The 24,032-nt window shown below is 64.8% G+C and carries 18 protein-coding genes; 9 read left to right on the top strand and 9 right to left on the bottom strand.

Annotated features, from left to right (window positions below):
- Window positions 1-65: 65 nt before the first annotated feature.
- Both NCG91_RS16565 and NCG91_RS16570 read right to left on the bottom strand, forming a co-directional pair.
- A complete protein-coding gene (locus tag NCG91_RS16565; RefSeq protein WP_251350528.1) occupies window positions 66-1,544 on the bottom strand; it encodes a sensor histidine kinase in 1,479 nt (492 codons plus the stop codon).
- Between the two features lie 23 nt (window positions 1,545-1,567).
- Window positions 1,568-2,290 carry a response regulator gene (locus NCG91_RS16570; RefSeq protein WP_251350454.1) on the bottom strand — a complete coding sequence of 241 codons (723 nt, stop codon included), beginning with the start codon at window positions 2,288-2,290 and terminating at the stop codon, window positions 1,568-1,570.
- A 214-nt stretch (window positions 2,291-2,504) separates the two neighbouring features.
- On the opposite strand from NCG91_RS16570, the gene NCG91_RS16575 reads away from it, so the two are divergent.
- The 6 genes from NCG91_RS16575 to NCG91_RS16600 all read left to right on the top strand — a co-directional run bounded on the left by NCG91_RS16575 (window position 2,505) and on the right by NCG91_RS16600 (window position 9,711).
- Entirely contained in the window at window positions 2,505-3,566 is a 1,062-nt protein-coding gene (locus NCG91_RS16575; protein ID WP_099667023.1) for a porin, read from the top strand.
- Between the two features lie 3 nt (window positions 3,567-3,569).
- Window positions 3,570-4,550, top strand: coding sequence for a Bug family tripartite tricarboxylate transporter substrate binding protein (locus NCG91_RS16580; RefSeq protein WP_251350455.1), 981 nt, complete (start codon window positions 3,570-3,572; stop codon window positions 4,548-4,550).
- Window positions 4,551-4,598: 48 nt separating this feature from the next.
- Entirely contained in the window at window positions 4,599-5,696 is a 1,098-nt protein-coding gene (locus tag NCG91_RS16585) for an ABC transporter substrate-binding protein (RefSeq protein ID WP_099667024.1), read from the top strand.
- 68 nt (window positions 5,697-5,764) lie between these two features.
- On the top strand, window positions 5,765-7,555 hold the full coding sequence (locus NCG91_RS16590; RefSeq protein WP_070219148.1) for an ABC transporter permease: 1,791 nt from the start codon (window positions 5,765-5,767) through the stop codon (window positions 7,553-7,555).
- A gap of 33 nt (window positions 7,556-7,588) precedes the next feature.
- Window positions 7,589-8,662, top strand: coding sequence for an ABC transporter ATP-binding protein (locus tag NCG91_RS16595; protein WP_077407473.1), 1,074 nt, complete (start codon window positions 7,589-7,591; stop codon window positions 8,660-8,662).
- 2 nt (window positions 8,663-8,664) lie between these two features.
- Window positions 8,665-9,711 carry an AbrB family transcriptional regulator gene (locus tag NCG91_RS16600; RefSeq protein ID WP_099667026.1) on the top strand — a complete coding sequence of 349 codons (1,047 nt, stop codon included), beginning with the start codon at window positions 8,665-8,667 and terminating at the stop codon, window positions 9,709-9,711.
- Here NCG91_RS16600 and NCG91_RS16605 read toward each other — a convergent pair.
- From NCG91_RS16605 to NCG91_RS16615, 3 genes are read right to left on the bottom strand one after another with little or no spacing between them, the layout of a single operon-like run.
- The gene (locus NCG91_RS16605; protein WP_251350456.1) at window positions 9,708-10,493 is read right to left on the bottom strand and encodes a DUF2145 domain-containing protein; all 786 of its coding nucleotides are present in this window, start codon (window positions 10,491-10,493) and stop codon (window positions 9,708-9,710) included. The two genes, NCG91_RS16600 and NCG91_RS16605, sit on opposite strands and share 4 nt — an antisense overlap.
- A gap of 4 nt (window positions 10,494-10,497) precedes the next feature.
- The gene (locus tag NCG91_RS16610) at window positions 10,498-10,914 is read right to left on the bottom strand and encodes a hypothetical protein (protein WP_251350457.1); all 417 of its coding nucleotides are present in this window, start codon (window positions 10,912-10,914) and stop codon (window positions 10,498-10,500) included.
- Between the two features lie 24 nt (window positions 10,915-10,938).
- Window positions 10,939-11,361 carry a hypothetical protein gene (locus NCG91_RS16615; protein ID WP_251350458.1) on the bottom strand — a complete coding sequence of 141 codons (423 nt, stop codon included), beginning with the start codon at window positions 11,359-11,361 and terminating at the stop codon, window positions 10,939-10,941.
- Between the two features lie 160 nt (window positions 11,362-11,521).
- Here NCG91_RS16615 and NCG91_RS16620 point away from each other — a divergent pair, with 160 nt between their 5' ends.
- The gene (locus tag NCG91_RS16620) at window positions 11,522-12,265 is read left to right on the top strand and encodes a helix-turn-helix domain-containing protein (protein ID WP_077407465.1); all 744 of its coding nucleotides are present in this window, start codon (window positions 11,522-11,524) and stop codon (window positions 12,263-12,265) included.
- Window positions 12,266-12,496: 231 nt separating this feature from the next.
- On the opposite strand, the gene NCG91_RS16625 is transcribed toward NCG91_RS16620, so the two are convergent.
- Together NCG91_RS16625 and NCG91_RS16630 are read right to left on the bottom strand one after the other, a co-directional pair.
- Window positions 12,497-13,978 (bottom strand): DUF3999 family protein, encoded by a 1,482-nt coding sequence (locus NCG91_RS16625; protein WP_251350459.1) that lies wholly within the window; start codon window positions 13,976-13,978, stop codon window positions 12,497-12,499.
- A complete protein-coding gene (locus NCG91_RS16630; RefSeq protein ID WP_251350460.1) occupies window positions 13,975-17,193 on the bottom strand; it encodes a DUF2339 domain-containing protein in 3,219 nt (1,072 codons plus the stop codon). The genes NCG91_RS16625 and NCG91_RS16630 overlap by 4 nt, the downstream gene beginning before the upstream one ends.
- Window positions 17,194-17,438: 245 nt before the next feature.
- Between NCG91_RS16630 and NCG91_RS16635 the strand changes: the two genes are divergently transcribed.
- Window positions 17,439-19,325, top strand: coding sequence for an MFS transporter (locus NCG91_RS16635; RefSeq protein WP_251350461.1), 1,887 nt, complete (start codon window positions 17,439-17,441; stop codon window positions 19,323-19,325).
- Window positions 19,326-19,328: 3 nt separating this feature from the next.
- Here the strand turns inward: NCG91_RS16635 and NCG91_RS16640 are convergent, their stop codons facing one another.
- The gene (locus NCG91_RS16640) at window positions 19,329-20,873 is read right to left on the bottom strand and encodes a hybrid sensor histidine kinase/response regulator (protein WP_251350462.1); all 1,545 of its coding nucleotides are present in this window, start codon (window positions 20,871-20,873) and stop codon (window positions 19,329-19,331) included.
- Between the two features lie 8 nt (window positions 20,874-20,881).
- Complete coding sequence (locus tag NCG91_RS16645; RefSeq protein WP_251350463.1) at window positions 20,882-22,393, bottom strand: ATPase domain-containing protein; 1,512 nt, start codon at window positions 22,391-22,393, stop codon at window positions 20,882-20,884.
- Between the two features lie 424 nt (window positions 22,394-22,817).
- Here NCG91_RS16645 and NCG91_RS16650 point away from each other — a divergent pair, with 424 nt between their 5' ends.
- On the top strand, window positions 22,818-24,026 hold the full coding sequence (locus NCG91_RS16650; RefSeq protein ID WP_099667035.1) for an efflux RND transporter periplasmic adaptor subunit: 1,209 nt from the start codon (window positions 22,818-22,820) through the stop codon (window positions 24,024-24,026).
- Window positions 24,027-24,032: the final 6 nt, after the last annotated feature.

A 24,032-nucleotide genomic window follows, 5' to 3' on the forward strand; every position in this document is an offset into this window, starting at 1 on the left:
TTAGAAATAAGCTACGTGTTGTTTTTGGGCAACGCTTCGTGTCGAATGACTATCTATGCAGGCTATCATGCGGCCACGCCGAAATGCACGCTGACTTTCAATCCGTGGCCATTTTCCGCCGTCGCCAGTTCCAGGCGCGCGCCGTGCAGGGCGGCGATGTCGCGCACGATGGCCAAACCTAGCCCCGCGCCGCCAGGATTGCTCTCGAGCGCCGTGCCGACGCGGTAGAACGGCGTGAATACGCGTTCGCGCTCGGCCGGCGGGATGCCCTTGCCGCTGTCTTCCACCTCCAGCACGGCGCCGTGTTCGTGGCCGTTCCCCGTTTGCGCCGCGCGCACGCGCAGGATCACGCTGCCGCCCTGCGGCGTGTAGCGCAGGGCGTTGTCGACCAGGTTGGCCACCAGTTCATGCAGCAGCAGGGCCTGGCCATGCACGGGCGCTTCGTCGGGCGCTTCCAGAGACAGGTCGATTTGCCTGCCGACGGCGGCCATGGCCATTTCCAGTCCCACCTGCTGCGCCACGTCGCGCAAGGGGACGGTGTCCATCGCCAGGCTGTCGCCGCCATGCTCGATGCGCGCCAGGGTCAGGAGCCGGTTGGCCAGCAGCACGGTCGAATCGGTGGTGGCGGCGATCGAGCGCACGATGTCGCGCAGGGCGGCGATGTCCGGCGGCCCGCCCGCCTGGCGGTCGCATTCGCGCATGGCCAGTTCGGCCTGGGTTTTCAGCACCGTCAGCGGCGTGCGCAACTGGTGCGAGGCGTCGGCGATGAAGCGGCGCTGGCTGGCGATCAGCTGCTGCAGGCGCGACATGGAGCCGTTCATGGCGCTCACCAGAGGGCGCATTTCCTTGTGCACCAGTGTGGGGTCGACGTCGGACAGGTCGGACAGGGTGCGCGTCTCGACCTCCGTTTTCAAGCGCATCAGCGGGCGTAGCACCAGGCGCACGGCAAACCACACGAGGGCGCCCATCACCAGTATCATCGCCGCCTGCCAGCTCAGGGTATCGAACAGGATCTGGTTCGACAGGCCGCGCCGCGCGTCCAGCGTTTCGGCCACCTGGATCAGGGCGATGCCGCGCATCGAGTCGTCGTACACGGGTTGCAGCAGGGCGGCAATGCGGATCGGCTTGCCGTGGTAGTCGGCGTGGTAGAAGCGCACCAGGGCGGGATAATTCTGTGAGCGCGGCACGTTTTTCGGCACGGGCGGCAAGTCGCCATAGCCCGACACCAGTTCGCCATTGATGCCCGTCACCTTGTAGTAGATGCGGCCCAGGGTGTCGGTTTCGAAGCTGTCGAGCGCCACGTAGGGCACTTCGGCCACCACCTTGCCGCCCACGATGGAGACGCGCTCGGCCAGCGCCCGCGTCGACGCCAGCAAGGAGCGGTCGTAGGCCATGTCGGCCGCGTCGAGCGCGTTGCGGTAGACAAAGACGGCATCGAGCAGCACCAGCATCACCAGGGGGATGAGCAGCCAGCGCAGCAGCTGGCTGCGCAGGCTGCCCAGCGGCCGGCCCTGCGCCCAGCGCCGGCGCAAGCGTTCGAGCATGGGTGGGCGTGGGGCGCGCACGGTCATTTCGGCGCGGCCGGCGCCATGGCGCTGCGCGGCTGCAGCAGGTAGCCGATGCCGCGCAGGGTGGTGATGACGGCGCCGTCGGGCGAGCCGCTTTCCACGCCGCTTTCCAGCTTCTTGCGCACGCGGTGGATATACAGTTCGATGGCGTCCAGGTTGGCGTCGTCGGCCAGCGCAAAGACTTCGTCGAACAGTTTTTCCTTCGACACGGCGCGTCCCGAGCGCGTGATCAGCGCTTCGAGCACCGCGTGTTCGCGCGGCGTCAGGGGAAACGGGGCGCCGGCATAGCTGAACATGCGCGTGACGGTGTCGAAACTGAGGGCACCGCACGCATGCACGAGGGCTTCGTTGCCCTGGCTGCGGCGCAGCAGGGCTTTCACGCGCGCTTCCAGTTCGGCCAGCTCGAACGGCTTGGCCATGTAGTCGTCGGCGCCCAGGTTCAGGCCCTGCACTTTTTCATCCAGGCCTCCACGCGCCGTGAGTATCATGACGGGAGTCTTGCCGCGCGTGCCGCCGCGCGCGCGCAGGCGGCGCAGCACGTCCAGGCCGTCCATCTTCGGCAGGGTCAGGTCGAGCAGCACCAGCGAGTATTCCTGCGTGTGCAGCAGGGCGTCGGCATCGGCGCCGTTGTGGGCGGTCTCCACCGTCAGGTGCGCGTCGCGCAGGGCCTTTGCCAGCCAGTGCGACAGCTCCAGATGGTCTTCCACTAATAATATGCGCATGGTCTCCGCCATTCGTTGAAATGGATGCAGTGTAAGCCTGCCGGCGCCGCGCCGACAGGGGCGGCAATGAATATGTTTGTCCCCTTTGTGGCTGGCTGGCGACACCTGTCAGTCTGAAAGCGAATTGAAAGGATCGCGCTCATATAGTGTGATCCTGATTCATGAAATTGATCAGGCATATCACTAATAACTATATCTAAGGGAGATACTCTACATGAAGAAGACCGCATATTCGCTGGCCGCACTGGCTGTCCTGGCCGCCGCTGGCAGCGCCCAGGCACAATCGAACGTCACGCTGTACGGCCGCCTGGACGCCGGCGTCAGCACCACCAGCAACGCCGGTCCGAACAAGAGCTCGATGACGCAAGTGAGCTCGGGTGGCATGAACACCTCGCGCTGGGGCATCCTGGGCAGCGAAGACCTGGGCGGCGGCCTGAAAGCTGTCTTCAACCTGGAAGGCGGCATCCTGGTCGACACGGGCGCGGCCGACGGCGCGCTGTTCAAGCGCCAGGCCAATGTGGGCCTGGAAGGCGCGTTTGGCCGCGTCGTGCTGGGCCGTTCGTTCACCACCGTGTATGACTTCGTGCTGCCGTTCGATCCGATGGCCTATGCGCCGTTCTATTCGTGGGCCACTTCGGCCAACGCGACGGGCCCGAGCAAATACGGCATGACGACGGCCTTCGACAACATGGTCAAATACTCGGGCAAGACGGGCGACTTCAGCTACGGCGCATCGTACGGCTTCGGCGAGCAGTCGACGGGCAACTCGGACAGCGCCAAGCTGTCGACGGCCGTCACCTACAAGACTGGTCCTGTCAGCCTGCTGGCCACGTATGAGCAGGTGAACGGCAATGCCATCGCCGGCGGCGCGCGCGACAAGACCACCGTCTACCACCTGGGCGCCATGTATGACGACGGCCCGTGGAAAGTGCAGGCGGCGGCGCGCGACTACAAGCTCGATCCGGCTGCCTCCGGCAAGGCCGACGTACGCGGCACCCTGTACTGGGGCGGCGTCAGCTACAAGACCACGCCGGTGATCACCCTGACGGGCGTGATCTACTACCAGGACGTGAAAAACGTGGCCGCCAACCTCAATGCCGATCCGATCATGTACGTGGCGCGCGTGCGCTATGCCCTGTCCAAGCGCACCGACCTGTACGTGGCCGGCGCCTACGCCAAGGCCAAGCACAACCAGCTGGTCAGCCTGTCGCGTGACGATGCTGGTTTCGGCGACACGCAGCGCGGCCTGATCGCCGGCATCCAGCACCGCTTCTAAGGCATGACGATGCTGCGCTCCCTGTTCCTGTCCTTGCTGTGCCTGCTGCCCGCCCTCGCGGGGGCGCAGGCGTCGGCGCCGGCCGAGTGCGTGGTGCCGTCCAAGCCGGGCGGCGCCATGGACCTGACCTGCAAGCTGGCGAAAAAAGGCCTGGCGCAGGAGGGCGCGGCAGCCGCCATGGCGCCGATGCGCATCAGTTATCTGCCCGGCGGCATCGGCGCCGTGGCCTGGCACTCGATGGGTTCGCAGCGCCGCCGCGCGGAGCCGAACACCCTGGTGGCCTTTTCGGGCGGTTCGCTGCTCAATCTGGCGCAGGGCAAGTTCGGCAATGCCAAGGCGGGCGACGTGCGCTGGGTGGCGGCGCTGGGCGCCGACTACGGCATGATCGCCGTGCGCAGCGATTCGCCCTACAAGACGCTGGGCGACCTGATCGCGGCATTGCGGCAGCATCCGGACAAGGTGCTGATCGGCGTCTCCGGCACCATCGGCAGCCAGGACTGGCTGAAGATGGCGCTGGTGGCGCGCCACGCCGGCATCGATCCGAAAGTGCTGCGTTTTGTCGCGCTCGAAGGCGGCGGCGAAGTGTTTACGGCGATGCAGGCCGATTATGTGCAGGTGGTTTCGGGCGACACGTCTGAAGCCACCCTGAACGCCAGCGCCAACCATGCGCGCGTGCTGGCCGTGCTGTCGGAGAAGCGCCTGCCCGGCGTGCTGGCAGGCGTGCCGACGGCGCGCGAGCAAGGCGTCGACGTGGTCTGGCCCATCATCCGCGGCGTGTGGATGGGGCCCCAGGTGCCGGAGGCGGACTACCAGCGCTGGGTGGCCACCTTTGACCGCGTCATGGCCACGCCGCAGTTCGCGGAATGGCGCGCGCAGGCCGGCCTGTATCCATTCGCCCTGACGGGGCCGAAGCTGACGGCGTATGTCAGGAAGGCGGTCGACGAGTATGCCAGGCAGGCAAATGAGCTTGGCCTGATGCGCTGACCGACATCCCATTAAATAAAAAACCTATTCATAGACGGAGACAACCCCATGCAAACCAAGACCCTGCTTCAAGCCGCCCTTGCCACCGCGTTTGCCAGCCTGGCCGGCGCCGCTTTCGCCCAGGTACCGGCAGGTTATCCGGCCGACTACCAGAAGATCATCGACGCGGCCAAGAAGGAAGGCAAGGTGGTGATCTACAGCGCCACCGACAGCAAGGCCGCCGCGCCGCTGATCAAGGATTTCAGCGCCCTGTATCCCGGTATCTCGGTCGAATACAACGACATGAATTCCACCGAAGTGTATAACCGCTTCATTTCCGAAGTGGCCGCCGGCGGCAACACGGCCGACGTGATGTGGTCTTCGGCGATGGACTTGCAGATGCGCCTGGCCTCCGATGGCTACGCCCTGAAATACAAGTCGGTCGAAGCGGCCAAGATCCCCGGCTGGGCCATGTGGGACGACCAGGCCTACGGCACCACGTTCGAGCCGGCCGCCATCGTCTATAACAAGCGTTTGCTCGACCCGAAGGAAGTGCCGAAGAACCACGACGACTTCGTCAAGCTGATCGCCACGCCGAAGTTCAAGGACAAGGTCACCACCTACGACATCGAAAAATCGGGCGTGGGATTCATGTTCATGGCGCAGGATGCCAAGGAATATCCGCAATTCCTGGCGCTGCAAAACGCGTTCGGCACGGCCAAGGTGCGCGTGCAGTCGTCGACGGGCACCATGATGGAGCGTATCTCGTCCGGTGAAAACCTGATCGGCTACAACGTGCTGGGCTCTTACGCGCTGGTGCGCGCCAAGACCGACCCGTCGATCGGCGTGGTGCTGCCCAAGGATTACACCCTGATCCTGTCGCGCGTGCAGTTCATCAACAAGAACGCGAAGAACGTCAACGCCAGCAAGCTGTGGCTCGATTACATCCTGTCGCACCGCGGCCAGACCATCATCGCCAACGGCGCCAAGCTGTTCGCCATCCGCGCCGACGTCACGGGCGAGACCACCTCGGCGGAACTGATCAAGGAAATCGGTACGGCCAACGTCAAGCCGATTCCCGTGCATCCGATCATCCTGCAATTCCTGGGGCCAGCCAAGCGCATGGCCTTCCTGAAGCAATGGAAAGAAACAGCCGGCAAAAAATAACGCCGACTTAGCCGCCCGCGAGCCTGGCTTGCGGGCGCACGCCGTACCCTTCATTCATTGGATTCATCATGCAAACTGCTATCTTGCCGCTGCCTGCACGGTCGCGCTCTCCCTTGTCGCGCCTGAACTGGCCGCGCGGCGTGGTCGTGGCGATTACCCTGGTCGCCATTTTCCTGCCGCTGTTCCTGATTTTTTACCAGAGCTTTTTGAACGCGCCCTTCTTCATGCCGGTGCGCGAATTCGGCTTTGATTCCTACCGTTTCATCTTCGATGATCCCGATTTCGCCATGGCCTTCAAGAATGGCCTGATGCTGGCCTTCGGCCTGACCGTCATCGCCGTGCCGCTGGGCGGCATGCTGGCCTTCCTGATGGTGCGCACGGATTTGCCGGGCCGCGGCTGGGTGGCGCCCATGCTGCTGGTGCCGATCTTTGTCTCGCCGATGGTGATGGGCTTTGGCTACGTCGTCTCGATGGGACCCGTGGGCTTCTATTCGATCTGGGCCAAGGAGCTGCTGGGCTTCGTGCCCTGGAATATCTATTCCTTCACCAGCATCGTCATCATCGCCGGCCTGACGCACGTGCCGCACGTCTACCTGTATGCCTCGTCGGCCCTGAAAAGCCTGGGCTCGGACGTGGAAGAAGCGGCCCGCGTGGCCGGCGCTTCGCCGATCCAGGTGATGCTCAATGTGTCGCTGCCGATGATCATGCCGGCGCTGGCGTATGCGGGCGTGCTGGTGTTCTTCCTCGGCTTCGAGGTATTCGGCCTGGTGCTGGTGCTCGGTGATCCGGAAGGCCATCTGGTGCTGCCGACCTATCTGTACAAGCTGACGAACAAGCTCGGCACGCCGTCGTACCACCTGATGGCTGCCGTCGCCGTGTGCCTGGTGATGGTGACCATGCCGCTGGTGATGATACAGCGCTGGCTGCTGAAATCGGCCAACAAGTACGTGTCGATCAAGGGCAAGGGCGCGCGCAGCAAGGCCATGCCGCTGGGCCGCTGGAAGTGGCTGGCGTTTGCCTTGCTGGCCGGCTGGCTGATCTTCACCATCATCCTGCCGCTGACGGGCATCGTGCTGCGCTCCTTCGTGCAGTACTGGGGCGAGGGCGTGCACCTGGCCGACGTGCTGACCCTGCAGCATTTCCGCGACATTTTCGACCAGCCTTCGCTGGTGCGCGGCATCGTCAACACCATCCTGATCGGCGTCGTCGGCGGCGCGCTGGCCGTGGGCTGTTACAGCTTCATCGCGCTTGCCATGCACCGCAAGCAGGACGGCATCACGCGCCTGCTCGATTACAGCGTGCTGGTGCCGCGCGCCGTGCCGGGCCTCTTGGCCGGCCTGTCGTTCCTGTGGGTGTTCCTGTTCGTGCCGGCCTGGCTCGACGGCATATTGAAAGGCATGGACAACGGCGTGGCCCTGTGGCTCAGCGGCCATGTGATCCCCGTGCTGCGCGAAGTGCGCTCGACGATCTTCGCCCTGTGGCTCGCGTATTCGGTGGTGTGGATGGCTTACGGCATGCGCCTCATTTCGACGGCGTTGCTGCAGGTGGGGCCGGAGCTGGAAGAGGCGGCGCGCGCCGTCGGCGCCAGCCGCGGCCAGGTGACGCGCGACGTGACCCTGCCGCTGATCAAATACGGCTTGCTGGGCGCCTGGCTGATGGTGTTCCTGATTTTCGAGCGCGAATATTCGACGGGCGTGTACCTGCTCTCGCCGGGCACGGAAGTGATCGGCGCCATGCTGGTGTCGCTGTGGGCGGGCGGCTCGACCGACCTGGTGGCGGCGCTGTCCTTCATCAATATCACCCTGGTGGCCATCGGCCTGGGCATCGCGCTGCGCTTTGGCGTGAAGTTACATAACTGAGCTGCATAACTAAGAATAGACTGAGACCACATCATGAATGAATTGACCGTCAATGAGCTGTACCTGGACTACGGCACCGGCGCTGCCGCCAACCAGATCCTGAAAGGTGTCTCGATGCACCTGCAAAAAGGCGAAGTGGTCGCCCTGCTGGGACCTTCGGGCAGCGGCAAGACCACCTTGCTGCGCGCCGTCGCCGGGCTGGAAAGCCCGAAGGCGGGCACCATCCAGATCGGCGAGCGCAATGTCTTCGACGGTGCGAAGCATTTCGAGATGCCGGCCGAGCATCGCAACCTGGGACTGGTGTTCCAGTCGTACGCGCTGTGGCCGCACAAGACCGTGTTCGACAACGTCGCCTACGGCCTCAAATTGCGCAAGATGGGCAGCACGGAAATCGCCGCGCGCATCAAGGAAGTGCTGACGCAGCTGGGACTCGGACATCTGGGCGAGCGCTATCCGCACCAGCTGTCCGGCGGCCAGCAGCAGCGCGTGGCGATCGCCCGCGCGCTGGTGTACAACCCGCCCGTGATCCTGCTCGATGAACCGCTGTCGAACCTGGACGCCAAGCTGCGCGAGGAAGCGCGCGCCTTCCTGCGCGAACTGATCGTGCGCCTGGGCCTGTCGGCCCTGATGGTGACGCATGACCAGGGCGAGGCGATGGCCATTTCCGACCGTATCCTGCTGCTCAATAACGGCAAGATCGAGCAGCAGGGTACGCCGCAAAGCATGTATGAAACGCCCGATACCCTGTTCACGGCCGAATTCATGGGCAGTAACAACCGCCTGCCCGGCAAGGTCGTGCAGCGCGAAGGCAAGCAGGTGCGCCTGCTGGTCGATGGCGCGTCCATGCAGGGCGTGGCGCGCGGCGCCAACGCGGGCACGGAAGTGACGACCATGATCCGCGTCGAGGAAGTGAAGATCAGCGCCACGCAGGTCGACAACGCCATCGAACTGCCGCTGCTGACCTGCATGTATCTGGGCGACCGCTGGGAGTGTCTGTTCGAGCGCGGCGGCGCCGAGAACATCAGCCTGCGCGCATATTCTCGCCACAAGCTCGAGGCGGGCAAGTACTGGCTGCACATGCCGGCCGATAAGCTCTGGGTGTTTTAACGGTGCCGTGGTGGCCGCGCTGGCGCGCAGTCGGCGCAGCGCTGGCCACGGGTTTGCTGGGCGCCGCCATCTGCCTGTGGCTGCACACGCCGCTGCCGTGGATGATCGGCCCCCTGTTTGCCACGGCCGCGCTGCGCCTGGCGGGGCGCGAACTGGCTTGCCCCGTGCGCGTGCGGGAAGCGGGACAGTGGGCCATCGGCACGGCCTTGGGTCTGTATTTTACGGCGCCCGTGCTGGCCGTGCTCACCGTCTATACGCCATGGATCGCCGGCGCCGTGCTGTTCGCGCTGGCGCTGGGCGCGTCCGGCGCCATGCTGCTGCGTCGCCTCTCCGGCGTCGACCATGCCACCGCCTTCTTTGCCATGGCCGTGGGTGGCGCATCCGAGATGGCGGTGCAGAGCGAGCGCCATGGCGCCGACGTGGGCAAGGTGGCCGCCGCGCACAGCCTGCGCATGATGCTGGTGGTGGCGACGATTCCGTTCGGCGTGCGCTACTGGGGCAGCCATGGCCTGGCAGAAGGGCATGAGACTTTCGTGCCCGGCGCCGCGCTGGTCGACTATGGCGGGCTGGCGCTGCTGGTCGGCATCACGGTGCTGGCGGCCCTCGCATTAAAACGGGGCCGGCTGCCCAACGCCTGGGTCATCGGCCCGCTGCTGGCCGCGCTGCTGCTGACGGCCTGCGGCATCCATCTGTCGCGCCTGCCCGAATGGATGATACGCGCGGGCCAGCTGTTCATCGGCATCGCCCTGGGCACGCGCTTCACTCCCGCCTTCCTGCATGCTGCTCCCCGCTACCTGGCCGGCGTGGCTCTGTGCAGTTTCCTGATGCTGCTGCTGGCGGCCGCCTTCGGACTGGGCCTGTCGCACTGGCTGGGCATCCACCCCGGCACGGCCATCCTGGCCACCTCGCCCGGCGGCATCGCGGAAATGTCGCTGACGGCCAAGGCCCTGCATCTGGGCGTGCCCATCGTCACGGCTTTCCACGTGGCGCGCATGGTGGTGCTGGTATTGCTGATCGGACCGCTGTTTCGCCTGCTGCCGCGTCCTTAATTTCCCCGCACGACGATTTCCTGCACCTGCGGTTCGCGCTGGCGCATGAAGCGCACGATGGAGTCCACCGTGACGACGTCGATCTGGCGCGTCATGCGGCGCTCGAACGGGTGATCGTCGAAGGCGATATTGGCGCGGAACATGCGCGCGCCCAGGCGCGTGGCGGCCGGAATGCTGAGCGTTTGCGGCGCGTAGCTGGCGCTGCGCAGCCAGCTTTGCGCTTCGGCGCGCGTTTCGATCTTGCCCGGCTCATTGCTGGCGGCGGCCAGGGTTTCCAGCACCCACTGGTTCGAGTTCTGGTACTTGGTGGAAAACGGGTAGGCCAGCATATTGTAGTGTGCCTCATGCAGGCGCTTGGGCGTGTTCGACGTCAGCAGTCGCACCAGCTGCTGCTGCGTATCCTGGCCGGGAATCAGGATCAGGCTTTCATACATGAATACGTCATCCATGAAGAAATTGCCCAAGCCTTCGTTGTACAGCGACGATTGCGCCGTGCCGCATTCATTGAGTTCATGCACCACCAGCCAGCGGCCCTTCGGGTGGTCGCGCCAGGCCAGCGCCATGTGCGAATAGCGCAAATTGTACTTCGACAGGTCTTGCCCGGCGCGTGCCACCAGCGCCACTTGCGCGCCCGAACCATCGAGCGCCTGCAGGGTCTTTTGCGCCAGGTCCATCGATTTGACGAGGGTGGTCGCATCCGTTGGCTTTTCCTCGCACGAGCGTCCCGCATGGGCGGCGCCGGCCAGGGCCAGGCTGATGATCATGACAGTCAGGCGTTTCATGGGTTCACGCTTTCGAATGGTGGAGGATGGCATTGCCGGCCGCATCCGGCACATAGGCGATGGCCTTGCCCGACAGTACCAGCATGTGGCCCGTCGAGACGGCAACCACCTGGATGGCCGTGCCGGCCGCCAGCGACAGGCCTTGCGCGGCTTTCTGGCTCAGTTTGACGGAGGCCGTGGCCGCCTGCGAGGCGCCCCTGGCTGCGCTCTTCAGTACGAGGACGCTGCCGTCGGCCACGTCTTCCACCTTGTCGATGACGATTTCACCGGCGGCGGCCAGCACCGACATGGAGCCGACGAGCACGATGGCCGATGCCATGCTGGCGTTGTCGGATGCGTTGGTGGTGTCGGAATTGGCGGCCTGGGCCAGCGGCGCCATGGTGGCGGCGCACAGCAGGGCGGTGGCGAGCAGATGTTTCATGGGATTTCCGTTCTTCATTGGTGGTTACACTTTGGAGTGGTGCAGCAGCGCCTTGCCCAGTTCGTTCGGGATAAAGGCGATGGCCTTGCCGGAAAGAACCAGCATGTGGCCGGTGGACAGCGCCACCACGTTGACCACGGTGCCGGCCGCCAGCGACAGGCCCTTGGCCGCTTGCGTGCTCATCTGGATGGAAGCGCCGCCCGCTTCGGACGCGCCTTTCAGCACGATGACGATGCCTTCGCCCACCGTTTCCACGCTGGCGACCACCACCTGGCCGGAGGCGACCAGCATCGACATGGAGCCGGCGACGACGATGGCGGAACCCTGGCTGAGGTTTTGCGAGCCTTTCGACAGGTTCTCCGAGGCGGCGGCGTGGACCAGGCCGGGAGCGGCCACGGAGAGCGTCAACAGCGACAGGGACAGGCAGAGGGGCAGCAGGCGTTTCATGTGTTTCTCCTTCAAGTGTGCCAAGTGGCAACGCCATCATTGTAGACTGTGGGCAATTGGTCAATGAAAACGCTACTCGTAGCGGGCAGGCATACCGCAGGTAGCGTATTGCGCTACTTTTTTGCCGCCAGAACCGATGCCATTTTTATAAAGGAAATGCATGCCGCAAACCCACGCCTTGATCGAAGCCTTGAAACGCCTGTTGAAAGCGCGCGCCGTCACGTATGCCGAGCTGGCCCAGCGCATCGGTGTATCCGAAGCCAGCGTCAAGCGGATGTTTTCGCAGAAGCAATTTACCTTGCAACGCCTGGACCAGATCCTGGTGGCCATCGGCAGCGATTTCCAGCAGCTGGCGCTGGCCGTGCAGTCTGCCCAGGCCGCGCCCACCCTGATCACGGGACTGACATATGCGCAGGAAAAGGAAATCATCGAGGACACCCGGCTGTTCGTGGTGGCCGTGTCTGCCCTGAACCTGCTGCCGCTGGAACAGATCGTCGCCATCTACGACATCAGCGAGGCGCAAGCCGTGAAATACCTGCTGCGCCTCGATAAGATCGGTTTTCTGGAACTGCTGCCGAATAACCGGGTCAAACTGCTGGTGGCGCGCACGTTTGCGTGGATACCGAACGGGCCCATCCACACGTATTTCAAAAAGGAAGCCTATGGTGACTATTTGAATTCCCAATTCGATGGCGAGACGGAATTGTTGCGCTTGGTGAACGTGATGCTGTCGAAAAAATCCACGGCAGCCTTGCTGGAACGCCTGAAGCAAGTGGCGGTGGAATTCTCGCAGCAACACCAGGAAGACGCGCGCCTGCCCGGCGATGAGCGCCTGGCCATCAGCTTCATGCTGGCGGCGCGTCCCTGGATGCCGCAGACGTTCAAGGCGTTGCTGCGGCAGTGAGAGTGCAAGCCGGTCGATAAGCAAGCCTGCTAGCCTGTAAGCAAGCTAGCTAGCCAGCCAGCCGCCAGCCGCCAGCAAGCCAGCAAGCAGTGAAGCCAGCAGGTCAGCAAGTCAGTACGCCACAATAAAGCCATTCGTGGTGCCAGGCCTTCCTGGCCGCTAGTTTGGCCGCTGGCCGCGCCTGTTTGCGCCATCCTCCATTGCTTGCCGGCCCACTGCTTGCGGGCTCATTTATTGCTGGCCCGTTTGCTGTTGGCCCGATTTCTGCAGCTCCGTTTGTTCCTGTTGTTCCTGTTTCATTTGCGTCAGCAAGCGCCAGGCAAAGAAGCCCAGCACGCCCACGCCCAGCAGCAGTGCGCCCCACAGCGCGGCCAGGCGCCACGGTGCCCCGTCTTTTGTGGCGCGTGCGGGTGCCGCCGCGCCCCCGTTGGGGTGGAGCGGGCCGGCGCTGGCCGTCTTGAGCGCCAGCAATTCGTCCGTCTTGAAGCCGGGCGCCACCTGCGACAGCGGTTGCGCGACGGCGGCGGCGTTGCTGTTGCCGAATGCCAGTTGATAAGGCGGCTTGCCGCTGGCCAGGAAAACGACGGTGGCCGGTGTCCAGCCCAGGCGCAGGGCGGGCGCATCGCTGGCGTCGAGCTGGAGTTCCGTGGCCGTCTGCAGCACCCATTCGCCCGTTTGCGTCACGGGCATGGCCAGGTCGCCCGAGATCCTCTCCTTGCCATCGAGGCCGATGCGGTAAAACGTCGTGCTCAGCAGGGGATCGAAATACGCGCCTTGCGCGGGACGCGCCTGGTGGCGCAGGTGCAGCCGGTGCCGGGGAACATAGCTGTTCTGGCGATACACGCCCAGGGTCACGGGCAGCACCACATTGTTGCGCGTCAATTGCAGGGCGATGCTGTCGGCGGGAATGGCGAGGGGCGTGGCGTAGCGCCATTCATTCGCCTGCTTGCCGGGCAAGCCTTGCAGCACGATGGAGGCGCGCGCTGGGGCGATCTCTGTTTCGCTGACGGCTTGCGCCGTGATTGCCGCAAAGGCCAGCGGTTCGCCCGCTTGCCAGCTCAGGCGCGCATAGCGGAAGGCGCGCGGCGCAAAGGCGATGCTGTCGTTGGCCAGGGTTTGCGTGTCGCTGTTGCTGAGCCAATTCAGGGTGGTGGTGCCGATGGCGTCCCATTGCTTCAGGTCATCGCTTACTTCCAGCAGCACTTGCGCACTGTAATTGTCCGTGCGGGTAGGCGGCGTGAAGCGCAAGGCGGCGATGCGCTTGTCTTGCGTCTGCTTGCCCAGGTCGAGGATCAGCGCCTGCAGCATCGCCGTGGTCGCCGCCGTGCCGGCGCGCGTGCTGACCGACAGCAAACGGCCATCGTCCGCCGTGCGGATATCGATGCCTTGCAAGCCATCGCCAGTTGCCGGCGCGCCCGTCACGGGGAAAATGCGGGCAGGAATGGCAGTCCGTTGCGTGGCCGATTGCGCGGGCGGCGCGCCGATGGCGTAGGCCAGGCGCTTGCCGTCGGCGTCGAACAGGCGCAGGTCGGCCAGGCTGGCCGAGCTGGCGTGCAGGTAGACGTCCCTGGGCAATATCAGCTGGACGATGCCGGCGCCGGCCGGCACCTGCACGGGCATGCTCCACGCATAGTCCTGTGGCCGGTCCTGGCCAGGCGCGGCCAGCGCGGCGCCTGCCACCAGCAGGCTGCAGCAGATCAATGAGGGCTTCATGCGGCTCCTTGTTGCGGTTCGGCTGAAGCGGGCGCGGCAGCCTTGGGAAACGGCGCCAGGTAGCCGATCAAGACCATCAGCAAGCCGACGCCCACGAAGGAGACGATGCGCTCGATGCCGCCCACGTTCGACAGGTCGATCAGGAACAGTTTCAGGACGACCAGACCCAGCAGCACGGCGCCCAGGCTCCATTGCTGGCGCCGCTGCTGGCGCGCCGCGTGGCGCATCAGCAGCAGGGCCGTCACGCTCCACACCAGCGACAGCATCGCTTGCACGAACTGCGAGGCCAGCATGGCGTCAAAGGTGTAGGGCACGCCCAGGTACTGCGACACCGTGCGCAGCAGCATCAGGTTGAACCAGCCATACAGCAGGCACGCGGCCACGACGGGCAGGCGCGTCTGCCACACGGCGGGCAGCGGCAACTGGCCCGCCGGCAGCAAGCGGTAGCTGGCAATGGCCAGCAGGACGGCAAAACCCGTGCTCAGGTCCAGCGGATTGAGCAATGGCAAGTACGGCAGCGGTGCCATGGCGCCGTCGTCGAAAATGTTCCATGCGGCGATCAGCAGCAGCGACCATGCCGCCGCCAGCGGTATCAGATAACGCTGGTACCACGCCGCAATCGGCGCCACCGGCCAGGCGCCAGCGCGGCAGCGGCGGATCAGCCAGGCCAGCACCAGCATCATGGCCCAGGCCGGCAAGTAGCGGGCCCAGGCAGGGCTGACGCTGCCTTCATGCTGTGCCAGCCAGGCGCTGACCTGGATGGCGCCAAGCGGCCACAGCATCAACCATGGCGCGGCCGTGCGCAGCGTATGCAGCAGGCGCAGCGCACGCACGTCGAGTTGCCAGCCCGCTTGCGGCCAGGCCAGCAGCAGGTATTCTGCTGCCGCCAGGGCGCTGGCCAAAGCCAGCCAGCTCAAGCCGGTCGGCAGGTAATCGCGCAGGTACAGCGCCAGCAGCAGGTTGGCGCTCCACAAGCCCAGGCCAATCCAGGCGGCCACGCTGATCCAGCGCAGCTGCGGCCAAACCAGGCGCCGCGCCAGGAGGGCGAACGCGGGCGTCGTGACGCAGACGGCGATCAGGTACAGCGCCAGCCAGTGTTCGCCCGCGTGCGCTTGCAGCTCCAGGTTGCCGTCGATCAGGCGCAGCAGCCAGCTGGTGAAGGGCACGAGGATGGCGGCAAACCACAGCAAGCCGCTCCAGGCCAGCAGGGGGCGCGCCACCAGGGCCAGCAGCTCGTCGCCGCCGCGCGCGCGCAGCGCAAGGAAACGGGCGCTGGCAAAGGCGGCGGCGCCCAGCAGCAGGGCGCTGAGGAAGGAGCCGCCGAACAGGTTGGCCGGATGCTGGTCCCAGGCCCAGCTGGCGCGGCTGAGCAAGATCATGCCGGCCAGGACCTGCACGGCCAGCAGCAGGGCACGCGGCGCATGCCATTGCTCGCGCCGCGCCAGCACCGCCAGCAGGGCTGCCACTGCCAGCGCGCTGACGGTGAGCAGGTTCAGTTGCGTTGCGGCATCCGTGCGCAGCAGGATTTCGCTCCAGATGCCGCCCAGCAGCCAGACTGTGGCGGCCGTCAGGAACAGCACGGACAGGCTGCTCATGAACTCCGGATGCAAGTGGCTGCCGTGGCGGCGGAAGTTGAAGGCCATCACCAGCGCGGCGGCGGCCAGCAGCACGCAGCCGAGCCAGATGTTGGCGTCCAGGGCCGCTGCCGTATCGAGTTCCAGCATGGCGCCGAGGAAGGCAAGCCAGGCGGCCCCCTGCACCAGCAAGCCAAAGGCCCAGGCCAGCGTCTGGCGCTGGCGCAAGCCGACCCAGACGATGCCCGCGCCTTCCAGCGCCCAGGCGGCGGACGTCCAGCGGCCGTCGAGGGCGAACGGGATGGCCAGGGTGCCAAACACGATGCCCAGCGCGAGGAAGGCTTCGGCCAGCAGTTTGAAACCTGCGCGGCGCCACAGCGCCACGGCCAGTCCCGTGTAGCACAGGCCGGCAAGCAGCGCGGAGAACGCCAGGCCAAAGTCAAAGTGCCGCACCAGGCCGTACTGCAGGCCCATGGCCGCCAGCGGCGTGCCGAAGACGAGGGTGCCATCCACGTAGTGCTTGAGGCGCGGCGCCTGGCGCGCGCAGTAGGCGATGGCGATGCCGATATAGAACAGCACGAACAGGATCAAGAACAGTTGCGTCGACAGGTAGTGTTCGGGCGAGTAGCGCAGCAGGCCCCAGGTGATGGCGACGACAAAGGTAAAGCCAAAGCTCAGTACATTCAGCACGCGCCAGGCGCGTTTCAGGGCGATGGCAAAGACGCCCGCATTGAGCAGCGCGTAATAGCTGAACAGGCCGATATGGTTGCCGCTGCCAGTAGATACCAGCAGGGGCACGGCAAAGCCGCCGACGATGCCGAACACGGCCAGCCAGACGGCGTTTTGCAGCACGGCCAGCAGACACGTGAACGCCGTCAGCACGAACAGCACGGCAAACGCCAGGCCGGCCGGGATCAGTTCATACAGGCGGAAGGCGCCAAACGTGACCAGCATCAATATCGCCAGCGCCGTGCCCTGCAGCGGCAGGCTGATGCCGGGACGGCTGAGGCGGATGCGCCAGGCCCAGGCCAGCAGGGCAATATCGGCCAGCGCGATGCCGGCCAGGCGCAGCTCGATGGGCAGCGTGACCTGGGCCGACACGTATTTGAGCAGGAAGCTGACGCCGAGGAAGAGGATCAGCAAGCCCAGCTTGGCGACCAGGTTGCCCGTGAATAGCCAGTTTTTCGCCTTGGCAACGAGGCCGTCCGGGTGCGCGATCCAGGACGGGGTATTCGGGACGGCAGGGGCGGGCTTGGCGGGGGGCGGCGGAGCCGGTTTCGGCGCCACGGGGGCTTCTGCTGCGGAGGCTGCTGCCGGCACTGCTGCCGGCGCGACCTGCGCCACCTCGGCCACCTTGATCGCGGCCGCTTGCGGCATGGGGGCGGGTGTCGGCAAAGGCGTCGGCGCCGCCACCGGTGCCGCGCTGGCGGGCACGGCGGGTGCAACGGGCACGACGGGCGTAGCCGCAGGCGCTTCGCCCTGGCCTTCCAGCGTCCGCAGGCGCTGCTGGATGCCGTCGACTTCCTTGCGCAGGCGCGCCGTCAGCAATTCCAGATCCGCCACCTTGCGGCGGTACTGCAGCACCAGCACGAAGGCGGTAATCAGCAAGCCAAGGATGAACAGCGTGATCAATCCAAACATGGGGCAGCTTTCCTGAAAGGGCAGGGCGAAGGCGCCCGATGTATGCGCACATTACCTTATTATCAAGAAACAAGCGATTTCTGTTGTGTCAGGGCAAGTGCCAGGAAGCGCGTGCGGCGGCAAGGCAAGCATGGGGCCGGAGCGGGCTTTTCATATTGATGCCAAGCAAGATGTCGACATTCAGATTGTCGTGCGCAAGATAGTGCTGTATTTTAGCAATTCCTTAATTGCCAGTTCCCCATGCCATGAGTCAAAGCAGCCAGTTTTCCTTATTGTCGCAGCGCCGTTTCGGGCCCTTCTTCTGGACCCAGTTCTTTGGCGCCTTCAACGACAATCTGTTCAAGACGGCCTTGATGGTGATCCTCGCCTACGATGCGCTGAGCTGGACCACGCTCGATCCGTCCACCATCACCAACCTGATTCCCGGCCTGTTCATCCTGCCCTACGTCGTGTTTTCAGCCACGGCGGGCCAGCTGGCCGACAAGTTCGAAAAGGCGGGCCTGGCCCGTTTCGTGAAATGGATGGAACTGGCCATCATGGCCGTGGCCGCCGCGGGCTGGATGACGCATACCCTGTGGCTGCTGGTGGCCGCCGTCGTGGGCATGGGCGTGCATTCGACCCTGTTCGGCCCCGTCAAGTATGCCTACCTGCCGCAGCAGCTCAAACCCGAGGAACTGGTCGGCGGCAATGGCCTGATCGAGATGGGCACCTTTGTCGGCATTTTATTGGGCGAAATCCTCGGCGCCGTGTTGATCGTGCACAAGCCGCTGGGCGTGGAACTGGTGGCGGGCGCGACGATTGCCGTGGCCGTCTTCGGCCTCATCGCCAGCTACCGCGTGCCGCGCACGCCGGCGCCCGAGCCGGACTTGAAGGTGAGCCTGAATTTCGTCGCCGAATCGTTCCGCAACCTGAATTTTTCGCGCAAGAACCGTCCCGTCTTCCTGGCCATGCTGGGCAACTCCTGGTTCTGGTTCTACGGCGCCCTGATCCTGGCGCAGTTCCCCGTGTATTCGAAGGATTTCCTGCATGGCGACCACAGCGTGTTCGTGCTGCTGCTGACCGTGTTTTCCGTCGGCATCGGCACGGGCTCCTTGCTGTGCGAGCGCCTGTCCGGCCACAAGATCGAAATCGGCCTGGTGCCGTTCGGTTCCATCGGCCTGTCGCTGTTCGGCATCGACCTGTATTTCGCCAGCAATGCGTATGCGAATACGCAAGTGGTCGATGCGCTGGCGTTCGTCAGCCAGGCCGGCGTGCCGCGTATCTTGCTCGACATCGTCATGATCGGCGTCTTCGGCGGCTTCTTCATCGTGCCCCTGTTCGCGCTGATCCAGACGCGCTGCGACCCGAAACACATTTCGCGCACGATCGCCGGCATGAATATCCTGAACGCCCTGTTCATGGTGGCGGCGGCCGGCGTGGCCATCGTGCTGCTGGGACAAGGCTTTACGATCCCGCAGCTGTTCCTCGTCACCGCCATTCTGAATGCGCTGGTGGCCGCCTACATCTTCTCGCTGGTGCCGGAATTCCTCATGCGTTTCCTCGCGTGGATACTGATACAGACCGTGCACCGCGTGAAAGTCGTCGATGGCGAGCGCATCCCGACGGAAGGGGCGGCCGTGCTGGTGTGCAACCACGTCAGCTATGTGGACGCCATCGTCATCATGGCGGCCAGCCCCCGTCCCATCCGCTTCGTCATGGACCACCGCATCTTCAAGATGCCGCTGATGGGCTGGATTTTCCGCACGGCCAAGGCGATTCCCATCGCGCCGGCCAAGGAGGATCCTTTCCTCATGGAAAAGGCCTTCATCGACATCGCGCAGGCGCTGCACGAGGGCGAGCTGGTGTGTATCTTTCCGGAAGGCAAGCTGACGCGCACGGGGCAGATCAGCGAATTCAAGGGCGGCATCGCGAAAATCGTCGAGCGCAGCAAGGTGCCCGTGATTCCGCTGGCGCTGCGCGGCTTGTGGGGGCATCTGTTGAGCCATCGCAATGGCCATTTGTTCGAGCGCGCCTTCAAGGCGGGCTTGCGCTCGCGCCTGTCGCTGGCCGTGGGCATGCCCGTGGCGCCCGAGGCCGCCACGCCGGAACTGTTGCAGCAAAAGGTGCAGGAATTGCGCGGCAAGTGGAAATAAACGCTATTTTGTCCGCGTAGCTGCTCCCGTCCGCCGCGCCAGGCGCTGTTCCAGCAGGGCGGCGATGGCGGCGAAGTCCACCGGTTTCGTCAGGTGATGGTCGAAACCGGCTTGTTCCGTGCGTGAGCGCGCCTCTCCCCAGCCCGTCAGGGCGATCAGCAGCACTTCGCGCCCCTGCGCACGCTGGCGTATCTGGCGCGCCGCCTCATAACCATCCATGTCCGGCATACCCAGGTCCATCACGACCAGTTGCGGCCATGCCATGTCGACGGCCGCCAGGGCTTGCGCGCCGCCATACGCGACACTGGCGGCATAGCCCTCGAGCTGGAACAGGCTTTGCAAGGCATCGGCCGCATCGAGGTTGTCGTCCACCACCAGCACTTGCACGGGTTGGCCAGCGCCGGCGGGCGACTCGCTGCGGGCGGCCGCCGGCGTGGCCGGGGCGGCTGCCTGGGCGTCGCCGGCGCTGGCGGGCAAGGTGACGATGAAGCGGCTGCCGCGGCCGGGGCCGTCGCTGTACGCTTCGATGTTGCCGCCATGCATCTCGGTAAATTGGCGCGCCAGGCTCAGGCCGATGCCCAGGCCGCTGGCCATCTGGCCTTCTACCGTGCGCCCCTGTTCAAACATGGAAAAGATGCGCGGGATGGCGTCCGGCTCGATGCCGATGCCATTGTCTTCGACCGTCACCTGCAGCAAGCCTTGCGCCAGGCGCGCCGTCATGTGGATGTGGCCGCCCTCCGGCGTGAACTTCACGGCATTCGACACGATATTGGCAAAGATCTGCACCACCCTGGCATAGTCGGCGTGCAAGGTCACGGCATGCGGCGGCAACGTCTGCGTGATGCTGATGTGCCGGCTGTCGGCCGCGGGCTGGCACAGTTCGATCACATGGTCGAGTACTTGCTGTAAATCAATGTTTTCTCGCTGCAGCAGTACCTTGCCGCTGGTGATGCGCGCCACGTTGAGCAAGTCATCCACCAGCCGCGTCAGGTGCGTTACCTGGCGCTCGATCACGCCGCTGACCTTGCTGACCTGCTCCGATGCGGGATACAGGTGCTTGAGCAGGGCCACCGAGGTCTTGATGGGCGCCAGCGGATTGCGCAGTTCATGCCCGAGGCTGGCAAGGAATTCGTCCTTGCGCCGCTGCGTCTCGCGCACCTGGTACTGGCGCTGGCGTGCGCGCAGCATGGCGTGGGCCGAGGTGATCAGGGTCAATATGTGTACGGGGCGTTCCAGCAGGGTCAGGTTGCCCAGGGTGGCGACGGCTTGCCGCAAAGGCAGGGAATCGAGGCCCGCGTGCGTCAGCAGGATGATGGGCAAATCGGACCAGTCCGGTTGCTGGCGGGCGTAGGCGTCGAGCACGGCGTACACGCCGGCAGGCAAGGATTCGTCCACCGTCAGCACGCCGCCGGCGCCCAGCGCCAGCTGCTCGGCCAGTTCGCCGGCGGAGCGGCAGGCGTGGCTGGCGATGGCCTCGCCGGCGAGCACCCTGGCGGCCAGGGCGGCGTCCTGGCCGCCAGGCGCGTAGATCAGGATACGCTGCTCCATGGCAACTCCTAGGGGAAGGGCGTGCCGCCGATGGTGGGCAAGCCCGACAGGATGCCGTGAAAGCCGGCCAGGGCCGGGCCGATGCGGATGCCCTGCGGGCTGATCTCGAAGCGGCGGATGCTGCGCTCGTGCGCGCTGCCGCGCTTCTTGAAGACGGAAATGGCTTGCCGCACCTCGCCTTCCGTTTCGTAATAGCGCAGCATGATGACGCCGTCGGCCAGGTAGCTGGCATCGGCCGAGGTCGTCATCGAGGTGCCCAGCATGTTTTGCTGCACGCCGACGAGCAGGGTGGCCACGCCCCGCTGGCCCAGGTAATTGAGCAGTTCATGCAGATAGGTGCTCTGGAAGCGCTCGTCGGGCACGGCATGCATGTAGCCGTTCAGGCTATCGATGACGATGACCTGGGCGCCCCGTTCTGCCGCGTCGACCACGGCCTGGGCGAATTCTCCCGGTGTCAGCTCGGCCGGATCGACTTGCTGCACACTCAACAGGCCGGAATCGAGCGCCGGCTGCAGGCGCATGCCCACGTTGTCGGCCCGGTTCAGCAGCTTGCTGCGCGCTTCCTCGAACAGGAACATGGCGCACGGTTCGCCGCGCGTTATGGCCGCGTGCACGAATTGCGCCGCCAGGGTGGACTTGCCGCTGCCGGTCGGGCCGGAAATGAGCGTGCTCATGCCTTCTTCCAGGCCGCCCCCTGTCATGGTGTCGAGTTCGGGCACGCCGCTCGACAGGCGCCGATGGTCGCCGTCGCGGCGCGTGTCGGCCGCCACCAGGCGGGGAAAGACGACCAGACCGTCATGGGCAATCTTGTAGTCGTGCGTGCCGCTGCGAAACGGCACACCCCGGTATTTCACCACCCGCACGCGGCGCCGGTCATTGCCGTAGGCCTGGTTTTGCAGCTCCAGCGAAATCACGCAGTGGGCCACGCTACGCACTTGCAAGCCGTCGTCCAGCGCGGAACGGTCGTCGATCAGCAGGGTGGTGCAGTGCCGGCTGGCCAGGTATTGTTTCAACGCGACGACCTGGCGCCGGTAGCGCAGGGGGTTTTCCGCCAGCAACTGCAGTTCGGACAGCGAATCGAGCACGAGGCGGACAGGGCGGTGCTTTTCGATGGCGGCGAGGATGCGCTGGTTGGTCGAGGCCAGTTCGATTTCCGACGGGTGGAAGATGGTGTACTGGCGCTCGGGGTGGAGGATGTCGTCGCCGGGCGCCACTTCTTCGATGGCGATGCCGGCCAGGTCCCAGCCATGCGACAGGGCCGCACCGCGCAGCTCGATCGCGGATTCCGCCAGGGCGATATACAGCACGGGCACGCCGCTGCGCGCGCCTTCGGCCAGGAATTGCAGCGCCAGGGTGGTCTTGCCCGTGCCCGGTTCGCCTTCGACCAGGTACAGGCGGTCGGCCAGCAAGCCGCCCGTGAGTATGGTGTCGAGGCCGGCAACGCCCGTCGACAGCAGCGGCGGCGCGTCCGGGCCGCTCGCGCCATCGTGCTGCCCTGTGTTTCGCGCCTGTGCCGTCATCGTTGCGCCCCCGCTTTGCCACGCCGTGATCACTATACTAGCGCGTCCGGCGCGGCATGTCTTTTCGATACCATTGGTAAATATTCATCGTGGCCGGGCGGGGGCGAGCAAGGCAGTGTTGCGTACGCGATCACGGTCTCAGCAAAAAACGCATTACCCTGCTACAGTAATCATTCAATCCAACTTTCCCGCTTTGCCGTTTTGCCGCCGCCGGCCCGCTTCCCGTTCGAATTGGCTGGCGTGCCGACGCTGTTGCTGCCTTCATTTCATTGCCTCATTGATAATTTAATTCGCTTGATAGTTACTATGTTTCAATTGTAACGATGCTTGACGATTTTAGAATGATCGTTCATTCTTTGATCTGCGTTAATAAATTTAGTCATTTCTAACGACACTAGCCAGCTTCTTTTTCAGAAAGTCCAAGATGCAACCAACATTTTCCTTGACGTCGCCGCGTACGAGCGGCGCTATTGCCGTTCTGTGCGCCACTGTAATCATGGCCGGCTGCAGTAAAAAACAGGAAGCACCTCACGCGCAGCAAGCGCCACAGGTGGTCGTGTTTACTGTTAATCCGGCCGCGTTGCCGATGAGCGCCGAATTGCCCGGCCGTACGAATGCCTACCAGGTCGCCGATGTGCGTCCGCAAGTCGGCGGCTTGATCCAGAAGCGCCTGTTCGTCGAAGGCAGCGATGTGAAAGCGGGCACGGCCCTGTATCAGATCGACCCCGCCACCTACCAGGCTGCCTATAATTCAGCCAAGGCCGCGCTGTCGAAAGCCAAGGCCAACCTGCTGACGGCCGGTCCGAAAGCCTCGCGCTACAAGGAACTGGTCGCCATCGAAGGCGTGAGCCGCCAGGAATACGACGATGCCGTCGCTGCGTTCGAGCAAGCCAAGGCAGACGTCGAGTCCGCCACCGCGGCGCTGGAAACGGCGAACATCAACCTGAAATACAGCACCGTGACGGCGCCGATCAGCGGCCGCACCAGCCGCTCGACCGTGACGGCCGGCGCGCTGGTCACGGCAGGCCAGGCCGACGCGCTGACCACCGTGCAGCAACTCGATCCCATCTATGTCGACGTGACCCAGTCGAGCACCGACCTGCTGCGCCTGAAGCGCCAGATGGCCGACGGCTCGCTGAAAAAAGTGGGCGAAGGCCAGGCCAAGGTCGACCTGATCTTGCCGGATGGCAGCAAGTACAGCGAACCGGGCAAGCTGCAGTTCGCTGGCGTGACGGTCGATCCGACCACCGGCAACGTGATCTTGCGCGCGCTGTTCCCGAACCCGAAAGGCGAATTGCTGCCAGGCATGTACGTACGTGCCCAGCTGGAAACGGGCGTCGATGAAAAAGCCATCACCGTGCCGCAAGTGGGCGTGACGCGCAACCAGAAGGGCCAGGCAACCGCCTTGATCCTGAACAAGGAAAACAAGGTCGAGCAACGCGTTCTGACCACCAGCGGCACCGTCGGCACCAACTGGCTGGTGACGTCCGGCCTGGCCGCAGGCGATCGCGTGATCGTGGAAGGCTTGCAAAAAGTCAAGCCAGGCGCACCAGCCGTTGCCGTGCCGGCCAAGGCCGCTGATGCGCCTGCCGCTGCCGCCTCTGCCGCAGCATCGGCTGCCAGCGCCCACTAATTCAGG

The sequence above is a fragment of the Janthinobacterium kumbetense genome (genome assembly GCF_023703445.1).
GTDB lineage: Bacteria > Pseudomonadota > Gammaproteobacteria > Burkholderiales > Burkholderiaceae_D > Janthinobacterium > Janthinobacterium kumbetense.

Excerpts from the sequence above, each read along its gene's own strand:
- NCG91_RS16620 (WP_077407465.1), top strand. The coding sequence starts at position 11,522 with ATGCCGCAAACCCACGCCTTGATCGAAGCCTTGAAACGCCTGTTGAAA.
- NCG91_RS16610 (WP_251350457.1), bottom strand. The coding sequence starts at position 10,914 with ATGAAACATCTGCTCGCCACCGCCCTGCTGTGCGCCGCCACCATGGCG.
- NCG91_RS16570 (WP_251350454.1), bottom strand. The coding sequence starts at position 2,290 with ATGCGCATATTATTAGTGGAAGACCATCTGGAGCTGTCGCACTGGCTG.
- NCG91_RS16635 (WP_251350461.1), top strand. The coding sequence starts at position 17,439 with ATGAGTCAAAGCAGCCAGTTTTCCTTATTGTCGCAGCGCCGTTTCGGG.
- NCG91_RS16650 (WP_099667035.1), top strand. The coding sequence starts at position 22,818 with ATGCAACCAACATTTTCCTTGACGTCGCCGCGTACGAGCGGCGCTATT.
- NCG91_RS16615 (WP_251350458.1), bottom strand. The coding sequence starts at position 11,361 with ATGAAACGCCTGCTGCCCCTCTGCCTGTCCCTGTCGCTGTTGACGCTC.
- NCG91_RS16565 (WP_251350528.1), bottom strand. The coding sequence starts at position 1,544 with ATGCTCGAACGCTTGCGCCGGCGCTGGGCGCAGGGCCGGCCGCTGGGC.
- NCG91_RS16630 (WP_251350460.1), bottom strand. The coding sequence starts at position 17,193 with ATGTTTGGATTGATCACGCTGTTCATCCTTGGCTTGCTGATTACCGCC.
- NCG91_RS16590 (WP_070219148.1), top strand. The coding sequence starts at position 5,765 with ATGCAAACTGCTATCTTGCCGCTGCCTGCACGGTCGCGCTCTCCCTTG.
- NCG91_RS16645 (WP_251350463.1), bottom strand. The coding sequence starts at position 22,393 with ATGACGGCACAGGCGCGAAACACAGGGCAGCACGATGGCGCGAGCGGC.
- NCG91_RS16580 (WP_251350455.1), top strand. The coding sequence starts at position 3,570 with ATGACGATGCTGCGCTCCCTGTTCCTGTCCTTGCTGTGCCTGCTGCCC.
- NCG91_RS16575 (WP_099667023.1), top strand. The coding sequence starts at position 2,505 with ATGAAGAAGACCGCATATTCGCTGGCCGCACTGGCTGTCCTGGCCGCC.
- NCG91_RS16585 (WP_099667024.1), top strand. The coding sequence starts at position 4,599 with ATGCAAACCAAGACCCTGCTTCAAGCCGCCCTTGCCACCGCGTTTGCC.
- NCG91_RS16640 (WP_251350462.1), bottom strand. The coding sequence starts at position 20,873 with ATGGAGCAGCGTATCCTGATCTACGCGCCTGGCGGCCAGGACGCCGCC.
- NCG91_RS16625 (WP_251350459.1), bottom strand. The coding sequence starts at position 13,978 with ATGAAGCCCTCATTGATCTGCTGCAGCCTGCTGGTGGCAGGCGCCGCG.
- NCG91_RS16595 (WP_077407473.1), top strand. The coding sequence starts at position 7,589 with ATGAATGAATTGACCGTCAATGAGCTGTACCTGGACTACGGCACCGGC.
- NCG91_RS16605 (WP_251350456.1), bottom strand. The coding sequence starts at position 10,493 with ATGAAACGCCTGACTGTCATGATCATCAGCCTGGCCCTGGCCGGCGCC.